Source organism: Paramesorhizobium deserti (assembly GCF_001558695.1).
Taxonomy (GTDB): Bacteria; Pseudomonadota; Alphaproteobacteria; order Rhizobiales; family Rhizobiaceae; genus Paramesorhizobium; species Paramesorhizobium deserti.
In genome coordinates this window covers 96,976-113,231 of the sequence record NZ_LNTU01000038.1, presented here as the reverse complement: position 1 = coordinate 113,231, position 16,256 = coordinate 96,976, and the positions used below count along the sequence as shown (strand labels likewise).

General features: G+C 61.3%; 13 protein-coding genes. 6 read left to right on the top strand and 7 right to left on the bottom strand.

Translation table 11 applies throughout. From position 1 onward, the window contains the following. Positions 1-242: 242 nt before the first annotated feature. Complete coding sequence (locus ATN84_RS21555; protein WP_082766429.1) at positions 243-1,196, top strand: NAD-dependent epimerase/dehydratase family protein; 954 nt, start codon at positions 243-245, stop codon at positions 1,194-1,196. 10 nt (positions 1,197-1,206) lie between these two features. Here the strand turns inward: ATN84_RS21555 and ATN84_RS21550 are convergent, their stop codons facing one another. The 4 genes from ATN84_RS21550 to ATN84_RS21535 all read right to left on the bottom strand — a co-directional run bounded on the left by ATN84_RS21550 (position 1,207) and on the right by ATN84_RS21535 (position 6,516). After that, positions 1,207-2,808, bottom strand: a complete 1,602-nt coding sequence (locus ATN84_RS21550; protein ID WP_068884565.1) for an ABC transporter ATP-binding protein — start codon at positions 2,806-2,808, stop codon at positions 1,207-1,209. Position 2,809: 1 nt separating this feature from the next. Further along, positions 2,810-3,934, bottom strand: a complete 1,125-nt coding sequence (locus ATN84_RS21545) for an ABC transporter permease (protein WP_068884564.1) — start codon at positions 3,932-3,934, stop codon at positions 2,810-2,812. Further along, a complete protein-coding gene (gene oppB, locus ATN84_RS21540; RefSeq protein WP_068884563.1) occupies positions 3,927-4,850 on the bottom strand; it encodes an oligopeptide ABC transporter permease OppB in 924 nt (307 codons plus the stop codon). The genes ATN84_RS21545 and oppB overlap by 8 nt, the downstream gene beginning before the upstream one ends. A gap of 67 nt (positions 4,851-4,917) precedes the next feature. Then, on the bottom strand, positions 4,918-6,516 hold the full coding sequence (locus tag ATN84_RS21535) for a peptide ABC transporter substrate-binding protein (protein ID WP_068884562.1): 1,599 nt from the start codon (positions 6,514-6,516) through the stop codon (positions 4,918-4,920). A gap of 236 nt (positions 6,517-6,752) precedes the next feature. Between ATN84_RS21535 and ATN84_RS21530 the strand changes: the two genes are divergently transcribed. From ATN84_RS21530 to ATN84_RS21520, 3 genes are all read left to right on the top strand, one after another. Next, positions 6,753-7,868, top strand: a complete 1,116-nt coding sequence (locus tag ATN84_RS21530; protein ID WP_068884759.1) for an NAD(P)/FAD-dependent oxidoreductase — start codon at positions 6,753-6,755, stop codon at positions 7,866-7,868. A 159-nt stretch (positions 7,869-8,027) separates the two neighbouring features. Continuing rightward, positions 8,028-8,978 carry a DMT family transporter gene (locus ATN84_RS21525; protein WP_068884561.1) on the top strand — a complete coding sequence of 317 codons (951 nt, stop codon included), beginning with the start codon at positions 8,028-8,030 and terminating at the stop codon, positions 8,976-8,978. Between the two features lie 72 nt (positions 8,979-9,050). Next, positions 9,051-9,491, top strand: a complete 441-nt coding sequence (locus tag ATN84_RS21520; protein WP_068884560.1) for a DUF2267 domain-containing protein — start codon at positions 9,051-9,053, stop codon at positions 9,489-9,491. Between the two features lie 9 nt (positions 9,492-9,500). Here ATN84_RS21520 and ATN84_RS21515 read toward each other — a convergent pair whose 3' ends face one another. Continuing rightward, positions 9,501-11,510, bottom strand: coding sequence for a protein-L-isoaspartate(D-aspartate) O-methyltransferase (locus ATN84_RS21515; RefSeq protein WP_068884559.1), 2,010 nt, complete (start codon positions 11,508-11,510; stop codon positions 9,501-9,503). 14 nt (positions 11,511-11,524) lie between these two features. After that, complete coding sequence (locus ATN84_RS21510; RefSeq protein WP_068884758.1) at positions 11,525-13,282, bottom strand: thiamine pyrophosphate-dependent enzyme; 1,758 nt, start codon at positions 13,280-13,282, stop codon at positions 11,525-11,527. A 102-nt stretch (positions 13,283-13,384) separates the two neighbouring features. Here ATN84_RS21510 and ku point away from each other — a divergent pair, with 102 nt between their 5' ends. Next, positions 13,385-14,191 carry a non-homologous end joining protein Ku gene (gene ku, locus ATN84_RS21505; protein ID WP_068884558.1) on the top strand — a complete coding sequence of 269 codons (807 nt, stop codon included), beginning with the start codon at positions 13,385-13,387 and terminating at the stop codon, positions 14,189-14,191. 148 nt (positions 14,192-14,339) lie between these two features. Here the strand turns inward: ku and ATN84_RS21500 are convergent, their stop codons facing one another. Then, complete coding sequence (locus ATN84_RS21500; RefSeq protein ID WP_201026423.1) at positions 14,340-15,050, bottom strand: GntR family transcriptional regulator; 711 nt, start codon at positions 15,048-15,050, stop codon at positions 14,340-14,342. Between the two features lie 185 nt (positions 15,051-15,235). Here ATN84_RS21500 and ATN84_RS21495 point away from each other — a divergent pair, with 185 nt between their 5' ends. Further along, entirely contained in the window at positions 15,236-16,222 is a 987-nt protein-coding gene (locus tag ATN84_RS21495; protein WP_153020348.1) for a TRAP transporter substrate-binding protein, read from the top strand. The last annotated feature ends 34 nt before the right edge of the window (positions 16,223-16,256 follow it).

Here is a 16,256-nt window from a genome sequence, read left to right as displayed (position 1 = left end):
TTCGGCGTCTTACTGTCTTGAAAGAGGCTCCGCAACCGCCTGCAAATGGTTGGATTGAAGAAAAGGATGGAATCACGGAATGCCTTCTCCAGACGCCAAAAACATGCTGCCCGAACGCAAGAAGAAGGAAGAATGTTCCTGCCCCTTTTAGCTCTCTAATCCGTCGAAAATCCTACTGATTTTATGAACTATAGATCAGTTTCCCGACTTCCTCGCCAGCCCGTTCAGACAGGTTCAATCCGATGACCGCAGGAAAAGCCCGCATATTGGTGACAGGTGCCTCCGGCTTTATCGGACGCGCCCTCGTACCTTTCCTACTGGAAGCCGACTATGCCGTACGCGCGGCATCGCGGACGCCGGAAAAGCTTCCCTCGAAAGAAGTCGAGACGGCAATGCTTCCGCCGTCCGATGCTCCGCCGGAAGCGTTCAAGGCGCTGGTTGCCGGATGCGATCACGTCGTCCATCTGGCGGCGATCGCCCATGCGGGACGCAAGCAGGCGACGGCAGCCTATGAGGCGGTCAACAAGGTGCTGGCGGAAAGATTGGCCGAAGCCGCGCATGATGCCATTCCGGGCAAATTCCTCTTCGTCTCCTCCATCCGCGCGCAATGCGGACCCGTTCGCGACGGCATCGTGCGTGAAACGGATCCGGCTCAGCCGGAGGACGATTACGGGCGGGCAAAACTCGCCGCCGAGAAAACCATCGCCTCGATCTTTGCCGATACGGCGAAATTCACCATCCTGCGCCCGGTTCTCGTCTATGGCCCCGACGTGCGCGGCAATATGGGAATGCTGATCCGCCTCGCCCGCCTGCCCCTTCCCCTGCCCTTCGCCGGGCTTGATGCCCGGCGCTCGCTCCTCGACCGGCAGGCCCTCTGCGACGCCATCCTGCATGCCGTCCGGGAGCCGCGCACGAACAGCGGCACCTATCTCGTGGCCGATGCCGCGCCGCTGTCGGTGGCGGAGATCATCGCCGCCATCCGCATGGGGCTTGGCCGGCGGGCGGGCCTTTTTCCCCTTCCGCAATCATGGCTGGAGCGGCTGGCCGGGCTTGCCGGACAGTCCAAGCGCTGGCAGGCCGTCACCGGCGGGCTCGTCGCAAGCCCACTTCTTCTTGAAGCCACCGGCTGGCGGCCGCCCGAGGATACGTTCAGGCGCATTGCCGAAAGCGTGCACGCCGAGCGTACGAAGGACTGAAGCGCCGCCTTCAGATGTTGAATGCCGCGCCGATCAGCGCCTTCGTATAGGAGGCGCCGGGCTTTTCGAAGATCGCGTCCGTCTCGCCCTCTTCGACGATGCGCCCGCTCTTCATCACCACCACGTAGTCAGCCATGGCCTTCACCACCGAAAGGTCGTGGCTGATGAAGATGTAGGAAAGGCCGTGCGCCTGCTGCAGATCACGCAGGAGCGCGATCACTTGCCCCTGCACTGAGCGGTCGAGCGCGGAGGTCGGCTCGTCGAGGATGACGACCTTGGGCTTCAGGATCATCGCACGCGCGATCGCGATGCGCTGCCGCTGGCCGCCCGAGAATTCGTGCGGATAGCGATTGCGCCAGGCCGGGTCGAGGCCAACCTCCTGCAAGGCGATCGCGGCGCGCTGGTCCCGCTCCTGCTTGCTCAATTCGGGCTCGTGCACGAACAGCCCCTCGGTGATGACATCACCGACGGTCTGGCGCGGCGAGAGCGATCCGTAAGGGTCCTGAAACACCAGCTGCAATTGGCGGCGCAGCGGCCGCATCGCCCCACGATCGAACTTCGAGATATCGGTCGTTCCGAAGCTGATATAACCGCTGCCCGGAATGAGCTTGAGCAGGGCGCGGCCGAGCGTCGACTTGCCCGATCCGGATTCGCCGACGATGCCGATCGTCTGCCCCTGCCGGAGCCTGATGCTGACGCCGTCGACCGCGCGGAAGGTCACCGCCGGGCCGCCCAACAAACCGCGGCCGAGCGAAAAATCCACCGTGACATTCAGCCCCTCGAGAACGATCGGCGCTCCGGCCGGCGGGGGCTCCTTCCTGCCGCTCGGCTCGGCGGCGAGAAGCATTTTCGTGTAATCGGCCTGCGGCCGCTCGAAGATATCGGCGGTTGTTCCCCGTTCCACCACCTCGCCGCGCCGCATCACGACGACCCTTTCGGCGAAGTGCCGGACGATGCCGAGATCATGCGTGATCAGCACGATGGCCATGCCGAAGTGCTCCTGCAGCGAGCGCAGGAGATCGAGGATCTGCGCCTGGATGGTGACATCGAGCGCCGTCGTCGGCTCGTCGGCGATCAGCAGATCAGGCTCGTTGGCCAGCGCCATGGCGATCATCACGCGCTGGCGCTGGCCACCGGAGAGTTCGTGGGGGTAACTATCGATCCGCCGCTCCGGCTCGGGAATGCCGACGAGTTCCAGAAGCTCCAGGACACGCGCCCGCGCCTGTTTGAAACTGCCGCCGCGATGATGGACTATCGGCTCGGCGATCTGCCGCCCGATCGTATAAAGCGGGTCGAGCGAAGTCATTGGCTCCTGGAAGATCATGGTGATCTTGGAGCCGCGAACCTCGTTGAGCGCCTTGGGCGACAGGCCGATCAGCTCCTTGCCGCGATATCTGGCCGAGCCGGTGACGCCGCCGTTCCTAGCGAGCAGCCCCATGATGCCCATCATGGTCTGGCTCTTGCCTGACCCCGATTCTCCGACGACGGCCAGCGTCTCGCCGGCCCTGACATCGAGATCAATCCCCTTCACCGCCTCGACCACGCCGTCCGGCGTCGAGAACTGAACCTTCAAATCGCGCACAGCGAGAATGGTTTCGCTTGGCTGCGTCATATCAGCGGTCCTTTGGATCGAATGCGTCGCGCAGGCCGTCGCCGACGAAATTCAGCGAAAACAGCGTGACGACAAAGAAGATGGACGGGAAGATCAGAAGCCATGGCGCGGACTGGATATTGTTTGCGCCATCCGCGATCAGCACGCCCCAGCTCGTCAGCGGCGCCTGCACGCCGAGGCCGAGGAACGACAGGAAGCTTTCGAGCAGGATCACCTTCGGCACCACCACGGTGACGAAGATGATGACCGGGCCTGTCGTGTTGGGGATGATGTGACGGCGTATGATCTGCCAGTCTGTAAGCCCCAGGGCCTCGGCCGCGCCGATGAACTCGCGCCGTTTCAGCGCCAGCGTCTGCCCCCGCACGATGCGCGCCATGTCGAGCCATTCGACCGCGCCGATGACGAGGAAGATCAGGACGAAGCTGCGCCCGAAGAAGACGACGAGCACGACGACGAGGAACACGAAGGGTAGCGAATAAAGGATTTCGACGAGCCGCATCATGATATTGTCGACGCGCCCGCCGATATAGCCGGAGGTGGCGCCGTAGAGGACGCCGATGCCCAGCGAAACCAGGCTCGCCAGCAGGCCGACGGCGATCGAAACCTGCCCGCCGAGCATGACACGCGCCAGGAGATCGCGACCATTGCTGTCGGTGCCGAAGGGGAAGAATTCGCGAACGACCTTGCCGGTCAGCGTCATCGACCTTTCGTCGCCGCTCGTCTCCACCACCTGCGTATCGCTGAACTCGTTCGCCCGATCGAAATAGCGTGTCGTGCGTGGATCTATCAGCCTGTCGGACGTTACGGTGACGGTGAAATTCTGTCCCTCGACGTCGAATGTCTTCAGCTCGACGCGGGCGCGCGCGGCGACCCTTTCCATGACGTCCTGAAGCGCTGATGCATCCGGTCGCGGCTCGAGGCTCGGCGGCACCAGCACATAGGAGGGGAAGACCTGGTCGTAGGAATGACTGACGAAATAAGGCCCGAGAAACGAGAACAGCGCGATCAGCGCCAGCATGATGCAGCCTGACATGGCGGCGCGGTTGCGCCGGAAGCGCAGAAGCGCCAGCTGAAACAGGCTGCGGCTCCTGGTCTCGGGTATCGATGGATGGGCAAGATCAGTCATGGCGCACCCTCGGATCGAGAAGACCGTAGAGAATGTCGACGATCAGGTTGAAGACGATGACGAAGATGGCGATGAGGATCACCGTCCCCATGATCAGCGTATAGTCGCGGTTGATGGCGCCCAGCACGAAATAGCGGCCGACGCCCGGAATGGTGAAGATCGTCTCGACGACGGCCGAACCGGTCAGAAGCGCGGCGGCGCAGGGCGCCAGATAGGAGACAACAGGCAGCAGCGCGCCGCGCATGGCATGGGTGACGACGACGCTTCGCGACGGCAGGCCATAGGCCTTGGCGGTGCGGATATGATCGGTATTCAGCGCCTCGATCATCGAACCGCGCGTCAGCCGCGCGAAGACGGCAAGCTGCGGCAGGGCGAGCACCAGCATCGGCAGGATCAGGAAGCGCAGCGAACCGTCTCCCCAGCCGCCTGCCGGCAGCCAGGCGAGCATGATCGCCAGGATCAGGGTGAGCACCGGACCCACCACGAAATTGGGCACTGTCACGCCGATGGTCGAGACCGACATGATGATGAAATCGAGCACGCTGTTCTGTCTGAGCGCCGCGATCGTGCCGGCAAGCACACCGCCGACCAACGCAAGCAGAAGCGCATAGGTGCCGAGTTCGACGGAATAGGGCAGGCCCTTGCCGATCAACTCGGCGACCGTGTTATCCTTGTAGATATAGCTTGGTCCGAAATCGCCGCGGACGGCATTGCCGAGATAGGTCAGGTATTGCCGCCACAACGGCTCATCGAGATGATAGGTCTTGATCAGGTTTTCCATGGTTTGCGGCGGAAGGGGGCGTTCGAGATTGAACGGGCCGCCAGGAGCAAACCGCATCAGGAAGAAAGACAGCGTGACGACGATGAACAATGTCGGCACGGCGCTCGCCAATCGGCGGAGAATGAAAAGCAGCATGGGCATGGTCCGGATAGGGGACGTGGCGGCCAAAAGCCGCCACGTGCCGCAATTTGCGTTGTTGCTTTTATTGGCTAACGCTCAGGAATTTGCTCAGATGCTGGTTAGGCGCATTGTCCTGCCATCCCTGGACCTTGTCGGCGACAAGCCAGAGATCGGCCTGGGTCAGGAGCGGCGCGATCGGCTGTTCCTGCATGAGGATCTTCTCCGCCTCATGCAGGATGATCTTGCGCGCCGCCGGATCGCGCTCGGTGTAGGATTGCTTCATCAACGCATCGTATTTCACATTGTTGAACTTGCCGTAATTGAACGTCTTGTTGCTGCTGACGCTCAAGGCCAGGAAGTTTTCCGCATCCGCATAGTCGGCGACCCAGCCGGCGCGGGCGACGTTGAATTTGCCGTCTTCCTGCAGGTAGGCATAGTGCGAGGAGATGTCGAGATTGAGCAGCGAGACCTTGGCGCCGAAGGTGTTCTTCCACATGTCGGCCACCGCCGTCGCCACGCGCTCATGGTTCGGATTGGTGTTGTAGCGGATTTCGATGTCGAGCGGCTTGCCGCCCTCGCCATAGCCCGCTTCCTTCATCAGCTCGATCGCCTTGTCCTCGCGGTCGAGCTGCGACATGTCGGCGAAATCGGCCTTGGAAGGCTCTCCGTAGTTCTCTATGCCGGGAGGCACCATCGAATAGGCAGGAATCTGCGAACCGCTGTAGATCTCCTTGGCCAGGAAATCACGATCGACAGCCATCGAAAGCGCCCGGCGCACCCGCACGTCGTTGAACGGCTCGTTGCGTGAATCGAAGGCGTAATAATAGGTCGCGAGCGTCGGCGAGACGTGGACGGCGTCGCCGTAGGCCTGACGCAGGCGTTCGATCTGGTCAGCGGAGAAATTATAGACGAGATCCATCTCCTTCGCTTCAAAGCGGCGGACCGAAGCCGCCTGATCGTCGATGGGGTAGAAGATGACCTTATCGAGCTTCACATTGGCGGCGTCCCAATATTCCGGGTTCTTCTCCATCGTCAGGCTGTCGTTCGGCACATGGGCGACAAGCTTGAAAGCCCCGTTCGAGACCATGACGCCCGGCTGCACGAAACTGGCCCCATTCTTCTCGACACTCGCCTTCGAGACCGGCAGCGCCGTCTGGTGCGCCAGGAGCTCGAGGAAGAACGGTGTCGGCTGCTCGAGCGTGATTTCGAGGGTCTTGTCGTCCACCGCCCTGACGCCGAGTTGGTCGACCGGCAATTCGCCCTTGTTCACCTTCTCCGCATTCTTGATCGGATAGAGAATATTGGCGTAGCCAGCCGCGGTCTTCGGATCCTGGATCCGCTGATAGGAGAAGACGAAATCGTCTGATGTCACCGGCGAACCATCGGACCATTTGGCATCGGGCCGCAGCTTGAACGTGTAGACGCCGCCGTTGTCGGAGATGGTCCAGCTTTCGGCCGTACCCGGAACGATCTTGCCGGCGGCATCGTAGATGGTCAGCCCCTCATAGAGATCCTTGAGGATGAATTCCTCAATATTGATCGAGGTTTGCGCCTGGTCGAGCGTCTGCGGCTCGCCGGCATTGCCGCGGTGCAGGACGGCTTCGGCAAGCGCCGGGCTCGCGCCGATGAGCAGCGATCCGAGCAGGATGGCGGCGCGGAGATTGATTTTGGGTAGAGTCATTCTTGTTCTCCCTCTCTTGGGTTGTGAGAGGAGAGAAAGCCAAATCGTCTGCGAAGGCAAGATTATTTCTTACCTAAAGGTCAAATCCCGGGGGGAACAGCGCGGCTTGCCACCCGCTGCCCAATCGCTGTGCTGCCATCGCTTCATATGCCTTTTTCCATGCAGCAAGCGGAATGATTTTGTGCAAAGTTCTGGATGGACCGTGCGGACGGAAGCGGCTGGGCAAAGGGAATATGATGGACAGAATCGATTGCGTGATCGCTGGCGCGGGCGTCGTCGGCCTGGCGGTGGCGCGGGAAATGGCGACGCGCGGTTACGAGACGCTGGTCGTCGAATCGGAAAACATGATCGGCACGGGCACGAGCTCGCGCAATTCGGAGGTCATCCATGCCGGCATCTATTATCCCGCCGGAAGCCTCAAGGCGCGCTTTTGCGTCAGAGGCCGTGCGGCGCTTTACGCCTATGCCGAGAAACATGGCGTTCCCCATGCGCGCTGCGGCAAGCTGATCGTCGCCTGCGACGAGGACCAGCACGGCAAGCTCGATATGATCGCTGGTCATGCGGCGGCCTGCGGCGTCGACGACCTCAGGCGCCTTTCCGCGGCCGAGGCGCGCGCAATGGAGCCGGAGCTCGCCTGCACCGCGGCGCTGTTCTCCTCTTCGACCGGCATCATAGACAGCCATGCGTTGATGCTGGCGCTGCAGGGTGATGCGGAGTTGAAGGGCGGAGCTGTCGCCTTCAACACCCGCCTGCTTTCCGGCAAAGCGGGGAGCGAGGGTATCGTCTTGCGGACGGTGGATACGAAAACCGGCCATTCCTATGAGGTTCTGGCCAACCGCTTCATCAATGCCGGCGGGCTCCGCGCGCAGGAGATCGCCGCCGCCATCGAAGGCATGCCGACAGCCCATATTCCGAAACGCTATCTCGCCAAGGGCAATTATTTCTCCGCGCTCGGCAAGACACCCTTCTCGCATCTCATCTATCCGGTGCCGGAGGATGGCGGGCTGGGCGTACACCTGACACTCGACCAGCAAGGGCGGATGCGCTTCGGCCCCGATGTGGAATGGGTCGATACACTTGATTATACGGTCGATCCGCGGCGGGCCGAGCGCTTCTACGCGGCAATCCGCTCCTATTGGCCGGCATTGCCGGATGGCAGCCTGCAGCCCGCCTATAGCGGCATCCGGCCGAAACTTTCCGGCCCCGGAGAGCCGGCCGCCGATTTCATGATCCAGAGCCCGCGGGACCACGGCGTAGCCGGCATGGTCAATCTCTTCGGCATCGAGAGCCCCGGCCTCACCTCATGCCTGGCAATCGCCGGATATGTGGCGGATATGATTGCGCCCGACTGACGAGGGAATGTCTTCCGGCGCCTTCAATTTTGCATGGCAATAGTGCTGATTTTGCCTTTGTAGCGGAACAAAAATTTGGCTATGCCAGGCATGCGAATAAGGTTTGCCTGCCTTCGTCCACTCCCATTTGCGCCCACCTCTTTTCATCTGGAACCCGTCATGCTGAACGGAATTCTCCTGGCCTTTGCCGCCTATGCCGCGTTCGCGTTCAGCGATGCTTGCGTCAAATTCCTCGACGGCGGCCTTTCGCCCTATGAGATCGCCTTTTTCGGAGCGGTGTTCGGGCTGGCGGCCCTGCCTTTCATGAAACGCGGGGACGAGCATTGGCGCGACATATTCATCACCCGCAACAAGCCGATGTGGCTGCTTCGCACGATCATGGCCACGTCAGGCGTGATCGGCAGCGTCGTCGCCTTCACCTATCTCTCGATGGCCGAGGCTTTCGCGCTGATCTTCCTTCTGCCGGCTTTCGTGACGATCCTCTCCGTCCTGTTCCTGAAGGAGCAGGTGGGGTGGAAGCGGTGGTCGGCCGTGCTGATCGGCTTCATTGGCGTTATGATCGTGCTGCGTCCCGGTTTCCGCGAGCTTTCTCTCGGCCATCTCGGCGCGCTCTTTGCCGGCTTCAGCGGCGCCGTCGGCATCGTCATCCTGCGCGTCATGGGCAAGCATGAAAAGCGCATCACGCTCTATTCGAGCGGCCTCTTCGGGCCGATCATCATCTGCGGCCTGCTAACGGTCAGCAACTACGCAAGCCCCTCGGCGGAACAATGGCTCTATCTCGCCGGTTATGGCCTTCTCGCCGCGCTGGCGAACATTCTCCTGATGGTCGCCGCCCAGCGCGCGCCTGCCAGCGCCATCGCTTCCCCGCAATACAGCCAGATGATCTGGGCGATCCTGTTCGGCTATCTCGTCTTCCACGACACGGTCGACCTGCCGATGCTGACGGGCATCGTGCTGATCATCATCTCCGGCTTCTTCACCTTCGTGCGCGAGGAGAAGAGGGGCGTCGCCAAGCCACTTTCGGTCGCAACATCCGAGCCTGGCCCCGTTCTCGTGCCTGAGGAGGCGCAGCCGGCCCCGGCGGATGAAACTTCAGGCAAATCGATGTGAAACCATCCCGGCTTTTGGTCGTTTGGCGCATGAGGGGGACGGGATGACGTCACCCCAAGAGAGGAGCCAACGATGAGCGCCAACGGATTGGAAGTTTTCGACAAGACAGTTCACGTCACCAACACCTGGCTGGACGAGATCATGGACGAGGTCGGGCCGGACCGGCAGCTGGCCTGGAAAACGCTCGGCGTGGTCACCCGCGCCACGAGAGACTTGCTGATGCCCGAGCTTGCCGCCCATCTCGGCGTGCAGCTGCCGCTTCTGGTGCGCGGCACCTATTACGAGCAATATCAACCCTCGCACCAGCCCAGCCAGGAACGCTCGCTGGATGACTTCATGAAACATGTCGAGGAGGGTCTGGCCGGCGCCCGTCCGGTTAATCCGGATACTGCGGTGAAAGCGGTCTTCCACGTCCTTTCACATTATGTCGAACCGGGACAGGTCAGGAAAGTCCGCGACGCCCTTCCCGCCGATATCCGCCGCATGTGGCCCGATCCCGACGTGAAGCATTAGGGCAGGCCGTCACAGCCCGAACGGGTAGGTTTCGGGCACATCGGGCCTGACGTGTTCGGGCCCAAGCGGCGTGACGGCGGAGGTTTCGTCGAACCAGACGAACGCATCGAATTGCTGCGGCAGCGACGCATGGGCGTAATGGCTCATGCGCTCGGTATCGGGACGGTAGATCACCCCGATGAAGCGCTCCAGCCGCGGTTCCAGCAGACGACGGCGCAGCGGCTCGTCACGGCCAAGATCGAGCAGGAAGCGTGATTTCCCGGCATCATGGCACAGGCGTTCATAGCTTTCGTCATCCGAGGGCCTGACCTGCATGATCTGCATATCGCTATCCCAATCCCGGGCCGCGGCCACCGTTCCCGTATGCGTACCGAAGCCGATTAGGGCCGCCGCATCCCCGTAGCGTTCGCGGCAGAGCTGGCCGATGTTCAGTTCATCGCGGATCGTGCCCATCTCGGTATGGCGGGCATCGCCGATATGGGAATTATGTGCCCAAACAACGGCCTTCGACGCCGGCCCATGCGCCTCCAGCAGATGCTCGAGCGTTTCGAACATATGAGTGTCGCGCAGATTCCAGGATTCCGCGCCGCCATAATACATGATCCGATAATAACGCTCGGCCGATGCGATCAGCCGGGCATTCTGCGCGGCGTCGAGGAAAGCCTCGCCGTCCTTCAGCGAATAATCGATCCGCTTCTCCAGAAGCGCGCGGCATTGCTCGATCACCGCCTGCTCGCATTTGTGATAACCCGACGTCAGCACCGCCCGGCCATAGGTGGAGGGCTCCCTCTGCCAAGGGGTGAGGCAGCCATAGCGCTCACGCGCGGCTGCCGCGGCTTTTGGGTCCACCTCGTCGAGATATCTCAGCACCGCGGCAATGGATTCCCGCATGTTGTAGATGTCGAGCCCATAGAAGGCGGCGCGCCGGTCGGGCGGCAAATCCCGGTTATGCTCATGCATCCAGTCGATGAAGGTCGCGACATCAGCGTTGCGCCACATCCAGGTGGGAAAGCGCCGGAAGGGTAATTCGCCATCGGCCAGTGCCGCCCGGTGGCGCACATGGCGATCGACGGCCGCGGCATCCGGCCAATCGGCCTCGACGGCGACGATGGTGAAGCCGTGCTTTTCAATGAGCCTTCGGGTGATCGCCGCCCGTGCCCGATAGAACTCGGACGTGCCGTGGCTCGCCTCGCCCAGAAGCACGACGCGCCTGTCGGCGAAGCGGTCGAACAATTCCCCAAAAGCCGGGCTGTCGATCTCCGGCAAGGGTTCCGCGGCGGCGGCGATCATCGCCGGAAGACTGAGAGCAGGCGAACGACGAAGCGAAGAATGCCCGGTGCCCGGATTTTCGTCGTCCGCCTGACGTTGTTCTCCCCAGCCTTGTTCTCCGATGAGCGGCACGAACATGACGCCGCCCAGATCCTCCTCCTCGAATTTGGTACCGCGCGTGCGGGTGATCTTCAAAAGGCGCTGGCTGCGCGCTTCAGGGCCGACCGGAATGACCAGCCGCCCGCCGATATCGAGCTGGTCCATCAGCATCTGCGGCGGCCCCGGCCCGCCGGCCGCGACGATGATCGCATCGAACGGCGCGGCCTCCCGCCAGCCCTTCGTGCCGTCGCCGATGCGCAGTTCGATATTGTCGAAACCGAGCTTTTCGAAACGCCGGCGCGCCGTCTTGCCCAGCGCCGCATGCCGCTCGATCGTGAAAACACGTCCGGCGATCCGCGCCATGATTGCGGCCGCATATCCAGAGCCGGTGCCGACATCGAGCACCTTGTCGCCGGGCTCTATCCCGGCCGCCTCGATCATCAGCGCGACGATATAGGGCTGAGAAATCGTCTGCCCCTCGCCGATCGGCAGCGGCCCGTCCTCATAGGCGAATTCCTCGAAGCCGGGATCGACGAACTCCTCGCGCGGGACATCGCGCATGGCATCAAGGACGTTCTGATCCTTGATGCCGCGCCGGGCAAGCTGATTGTCGACCATGCGGTGGCGGGCGTAGATCAGGTCGAGCGCCATCCGTTCTCCTCCCGCTACTCATGGTTCATCAGCGATTTCAGCGGTTCCTCGCCGATATTTTCCCCGATCAGCTCATGCCCCGGCGTTTCCGGCAGCGCCTTGCGGAAATTGCCTTCATAATCCGGCGGCATCCTGGGCGGCATCATCGGCTCATAGGCGTCGACCACCGCCTCGATCACGACAGGCCCTTCGGCGGCGAAGGCGGCATCAAGCGTCGATTGAACTTGATCGGGCTGCGCCACACTGTAGCCGATGCCGCCCATCGCTTCGGCGGCCATCGCGAAATCGATCGGCTGCAATTCGCAGCCGAACTGCGGATTGCCGAGGAACATCATCTGCTCCCAGGCGATCTGGTTCAGCATGTTGTTCTTCAAGACCAGCACCTTCAGCGGAATGCGGTAGCGGACGGCCGTGGAGAACTCGCCCATCTGCATGGCGAAGCCGCCGTCACCGACCACGGCGAAGACCGGCCGTTCGGGGAAGGCTATTCCGGCAGCGATGGCATAGGGCAGTCCGCAAGCCATCGAGGCCAGCGTGCCGGAGACGCCGAAATCCTGCCCCTCCCTGATATCGATATGGCGCGCGGCAATTTCGGAGTTCTGGCCGGAATCGGTGGCGAGGATGGCATTGTCGGGCAGGCGATCGCCGAACGCCTTCACCACCAGCTGGGGCTTCAGCGGTACATCGTCCTTGCTCTCGGCAAGCGTCATTGCTGCGCGCCAACGCTTCATCCCGGCCTGAGCTTTCTCAAGGAAGCTGCGATCGCTCTTGAGTGTGAGCCTGTCATTGAGGAGCCGCAAGGTCTCCGTGGCGTCTCCCACCAGTCCCGCCTCCACCGGATAGCGCAATCCGATGCGCTGCGCGTCCCGGTCGATCTGGATGCCACGCGCCTTTCCGGGTTTGGGATAATATTCGATATAGGGGAAGGTCGAGCCGACGATCAGCAGCGCATCGCATTCCTCCAGCGCCTCCTGCGAGGGAAGCGTGCCGAGAATGCCTATGCCGCCGGTCGTAAAGGGATGCTGATCGGGCAGCACCGCCTTGCCGAGCAGCGCCTTGGCGACCGGCGCCGCGAGCAGATCAGCGGTCCGCTCCAGCTCGGCGCTCGCGCCCCGTGCCCCACGCCCGGCCAGAATGGCGACCTTGCCGGCATTGTTGAGGATCTCCGCCGCCCTTTCCAGTTCGCGGGGATCGGGCAACCTGCTGCCCTCGAACCATCTGTCCGGCACATGCGAGGGCCGGTTGCGCTTGGAACGCTTGGACTGGCTGAGCGGAACTTCCTGCACGTCGCTGGCGATCGACAGGTGGGCGACGCCGCGTTTGGCCAGGGCGGAGCGGCAGGCGAGGCCTGCGAGATTTTCCATATGGGTGGCGTCGGTGACCTGCGCGTTGAAGACGGCGACATCATTGAAAACGCGCGTGAGGTCGACATCCTGCTGCGTGCATGTCTCGATCAAGTCGTGGAACTGCATGCCCGTGATGGCGAGCACCGGCGCCTGGTCGAGCTTGGCATCGTAAAGCCCGGTCAGGAGATGTGTGCCGCCGGGACCAGAGGTAGCAAGACAGACGCCGAGCCTGCCCGTCCATTTGGCATAGGCCGAGGCCATGAAGGCGGCTGATTCCTCGTGCCTGACCTGCACGAAGCGGATGCGGTCCTGGCGCGTGCGCAACGCCTCCATGATGCCGTTGATGCCGTCGCCCGGCAACCCGAAGACCACCTCCACTTTCCAGTTGATGAGCGTTTCGACGAGAATGTCTGCTGTGTTGGGCATGATGATCACCTCTCGGGCGTCCAACTCGTCAGCCGGCCTATTGTTCCTACTGGAACAAACGACATCCTCGATCATTCTCCTGATAGTCGAGGAATGCACGCCATGGCCCGCCGCACCTATTGGAAAGGCTATCTGAAACTTTCGCTCGTGACCTGTCCGGTGGCGATGACCCCGGCCACGACGGAGAGCGAGAAGATCCGCTTCCACACCCTCAACCGCGGGACGGGCAACCGCGTCGTCAGCCGCTATATCGACGCGGTGACGGAAAAGCCGGTCGATGAGGACGACGAGGTCAAGGGCTATCAGAGCGGCGAGGACGAATATGTCATCCTGGAAGACGAGGAACTCGAATCTGTGGCGCTGGAAAGCACCCGGACCGTCGACATCAACGTCTTCGTGCCGCGCGACAGCATCGAATGGATCTGGTACGACACGCCGCACTACATGGTGCCGGACGACCCGGTCGGCGAGGAAGCCTTCTCCGTCATCCGCGATGCCATGGCGGCGACTGACACGGTCGGCATTTCACGCCTCGTCATGTACCGCCGGGAACGGGCGGTGATGCTGGAGCCGCGCGGACGCGGCATCGTGGTGTGGACGCTGCGCTATGGCGATGAGGTGCGCGATCCCGACGCCTATTTCGGGCATATCAAGGAGGTCGCGGCCGACAAGAAGCTGATGACGCTCCTGAAAAAGCTGATCGACGAACGCACGCATCCCTGGGATACTTCGATGGTGAAGGACCCGGTGCAGGACCGCCTGCTCGACATCATCACCGCCAAGAAGAAGGGGCGGAAGAAGCCCGCCAAGGCGAAAGCCGAGCCCGAACCGGAACAGCCGAGCAACGTCATCAACATCATGGACGCCCTGCGCAAGAGCATCTCGGCCGAGAAGAAGGCGAAGAGGTAGTTATTTCTCTATTGTTCTTGGTACTTTACGTTGAAATGGAAACATTGACGGGACAGCGCCCCCTCTGCCCTGCCGGGCATCTCCCCCGCGCGGGGGAGATTGGCTGTCACTAGCGGCCAACACCAGCAGTGCTGAGGATGAGGTTTTGCTAACCTGCCCAGGCCGGTGGTGATCCTTTAACCGCTTGCCTCATCCGCTGAATGAGATTTCGTTCCGCCGCGCGAGCGTGCTTCTCGACGATTTCCTGTGTTGCCTTCACGTCATGACGCGCAACCGCCTCCATGATCGCCCTGTGCTCCTCGATCATGGCAAGGCGTCGAGCTGGACTGACGGGATATCGCCGGGCAAGTCCCCGAACGACCTCGCTATGACGTTGCCGGATCGCTAACGCTTCCTGGTTGAAGTGTCGATCATACATGATCCCGTGGAAGCTATCATCCAGCCGATCCAATTCGATTTGGTCCGCAGGTCGCTCTTCTATGCGTAACTGAACCTGCTCCATGGCTGCCAGGTCTTCCTCCGTTGCCTGTTCCACGAACAGGCTGACGAGATAGGGCTCGATCAAGGCGCGAATATCAAAGATGTTCCGAACGAAGGCTTCGTCCAATGTCCTGACCCTGGCTCCGCGATTGCGACGAATGATGACAAAGCCTTCCCCGCTGAGCTGATGCAGGGCCTCGCGAATAGGATTTGTGCTGACCTGGTATCGGCGAGCGAGATCATGGGTCTTTAGCCAAGAGTCTTCTGTGAGGACGCCGTTGATGATGTCCTCGCGCATCCGCTCGTGTAGAGGCTGAAACGACTCCTCCATAAGAGCCCGTTGGGCGACGCCGGCAGGTTCAGAATTTCCATTCAACATCAACGTTCGCCTCTCTTCGAAACACCTGACTCATCTAGCGTAGTTGGGATCATACATCAATGCACATTGACTTTGTACAATTTCTGAATTTTCATAGGTGAAACAAACGCAGATGGTTGGAGGAGTAATCGCGGATGTTCAAATCAAGATCTCACATTACACGGGCGCTCGTGTTGAGTGCTGCCATGGTGTTCGGTGCCACCGCGGGGTCGGCAGCGGAGATAAAGTTCGCCTTCGAAATGTTCGAGGGGGATAATCCTGAATACAACGCGGCGAAGGCCTTCAAGGACTATGTCGAGAACAAGAGCAACGGTGAACTTACCGTGCGCCTCTTTCCCGGCAACCAGATGGGGTCCGTAAGAGACACCACTGAAATGGTTCAGGCCGGAACGCTTGAGATGACTCTCCCATCAGACGGCGCTTTCGCGGGCTTTTACCAGCCGATCCAGGTTTGGTCGCTACCTTACCTCTTTCGCTCGGCCCCTGTGGCTTGGGAAGTGATGAACGGTGAATTCGGCGAATGGATGTTGAACGACATCGAGGAGAAGACAGACATCAAGGCTCTTGCATTCTCGCAGAATGGCTTCCGCTCCTTCGTCAACAATATTCGTCCGATCAAGACGCCGGATGACATGAAGGGCTTGAAGATCAGAACGATGGAAAGCCCCGTCTACATGGAAATGGTGAAGGCGCTTGGAGCCAACCCCACTCCCATCGCCGGGTCCGAAGCTGTGATGGCACTGCAGCAGGGTGTGGTTGATGGTCTCGAGAATCCTCCGCCCGTCCTCTATGCTGGCGGAGCGGCTGATGTTGCAAAGCATCTGACGCTGAATGAACATGTTCTTGGCCTTCATATCATCGTGGCCAACAAGGCCTGGTTCGACGCGCTAAGTCCAGCACATCAGGCGATTGTCCGGGAAGGTGCGCGCGTGATGGCGACGGTCGAAAATGTCGAAAAGACGAAGGGCGACTGGATCTACGCCAAGATGATTGCTGAGGAAAAGGGGGTCATCGTTCACACCTCCACTCCCGAAGAGAAGCACGCGTTCAAGGACGCCGTTTACCAGCCTGTCCGGAGATACATTGCCGAGCAGGTGGGTGAGGACCTGCTATCGAAGATGGAAGCCTCTGTCGCCGACGCCGAGAAGAAAGTCTACGGCCACGTCGATTAAGTGATTGCCAGGGTGTGCCGCCATGGTGCCGGCG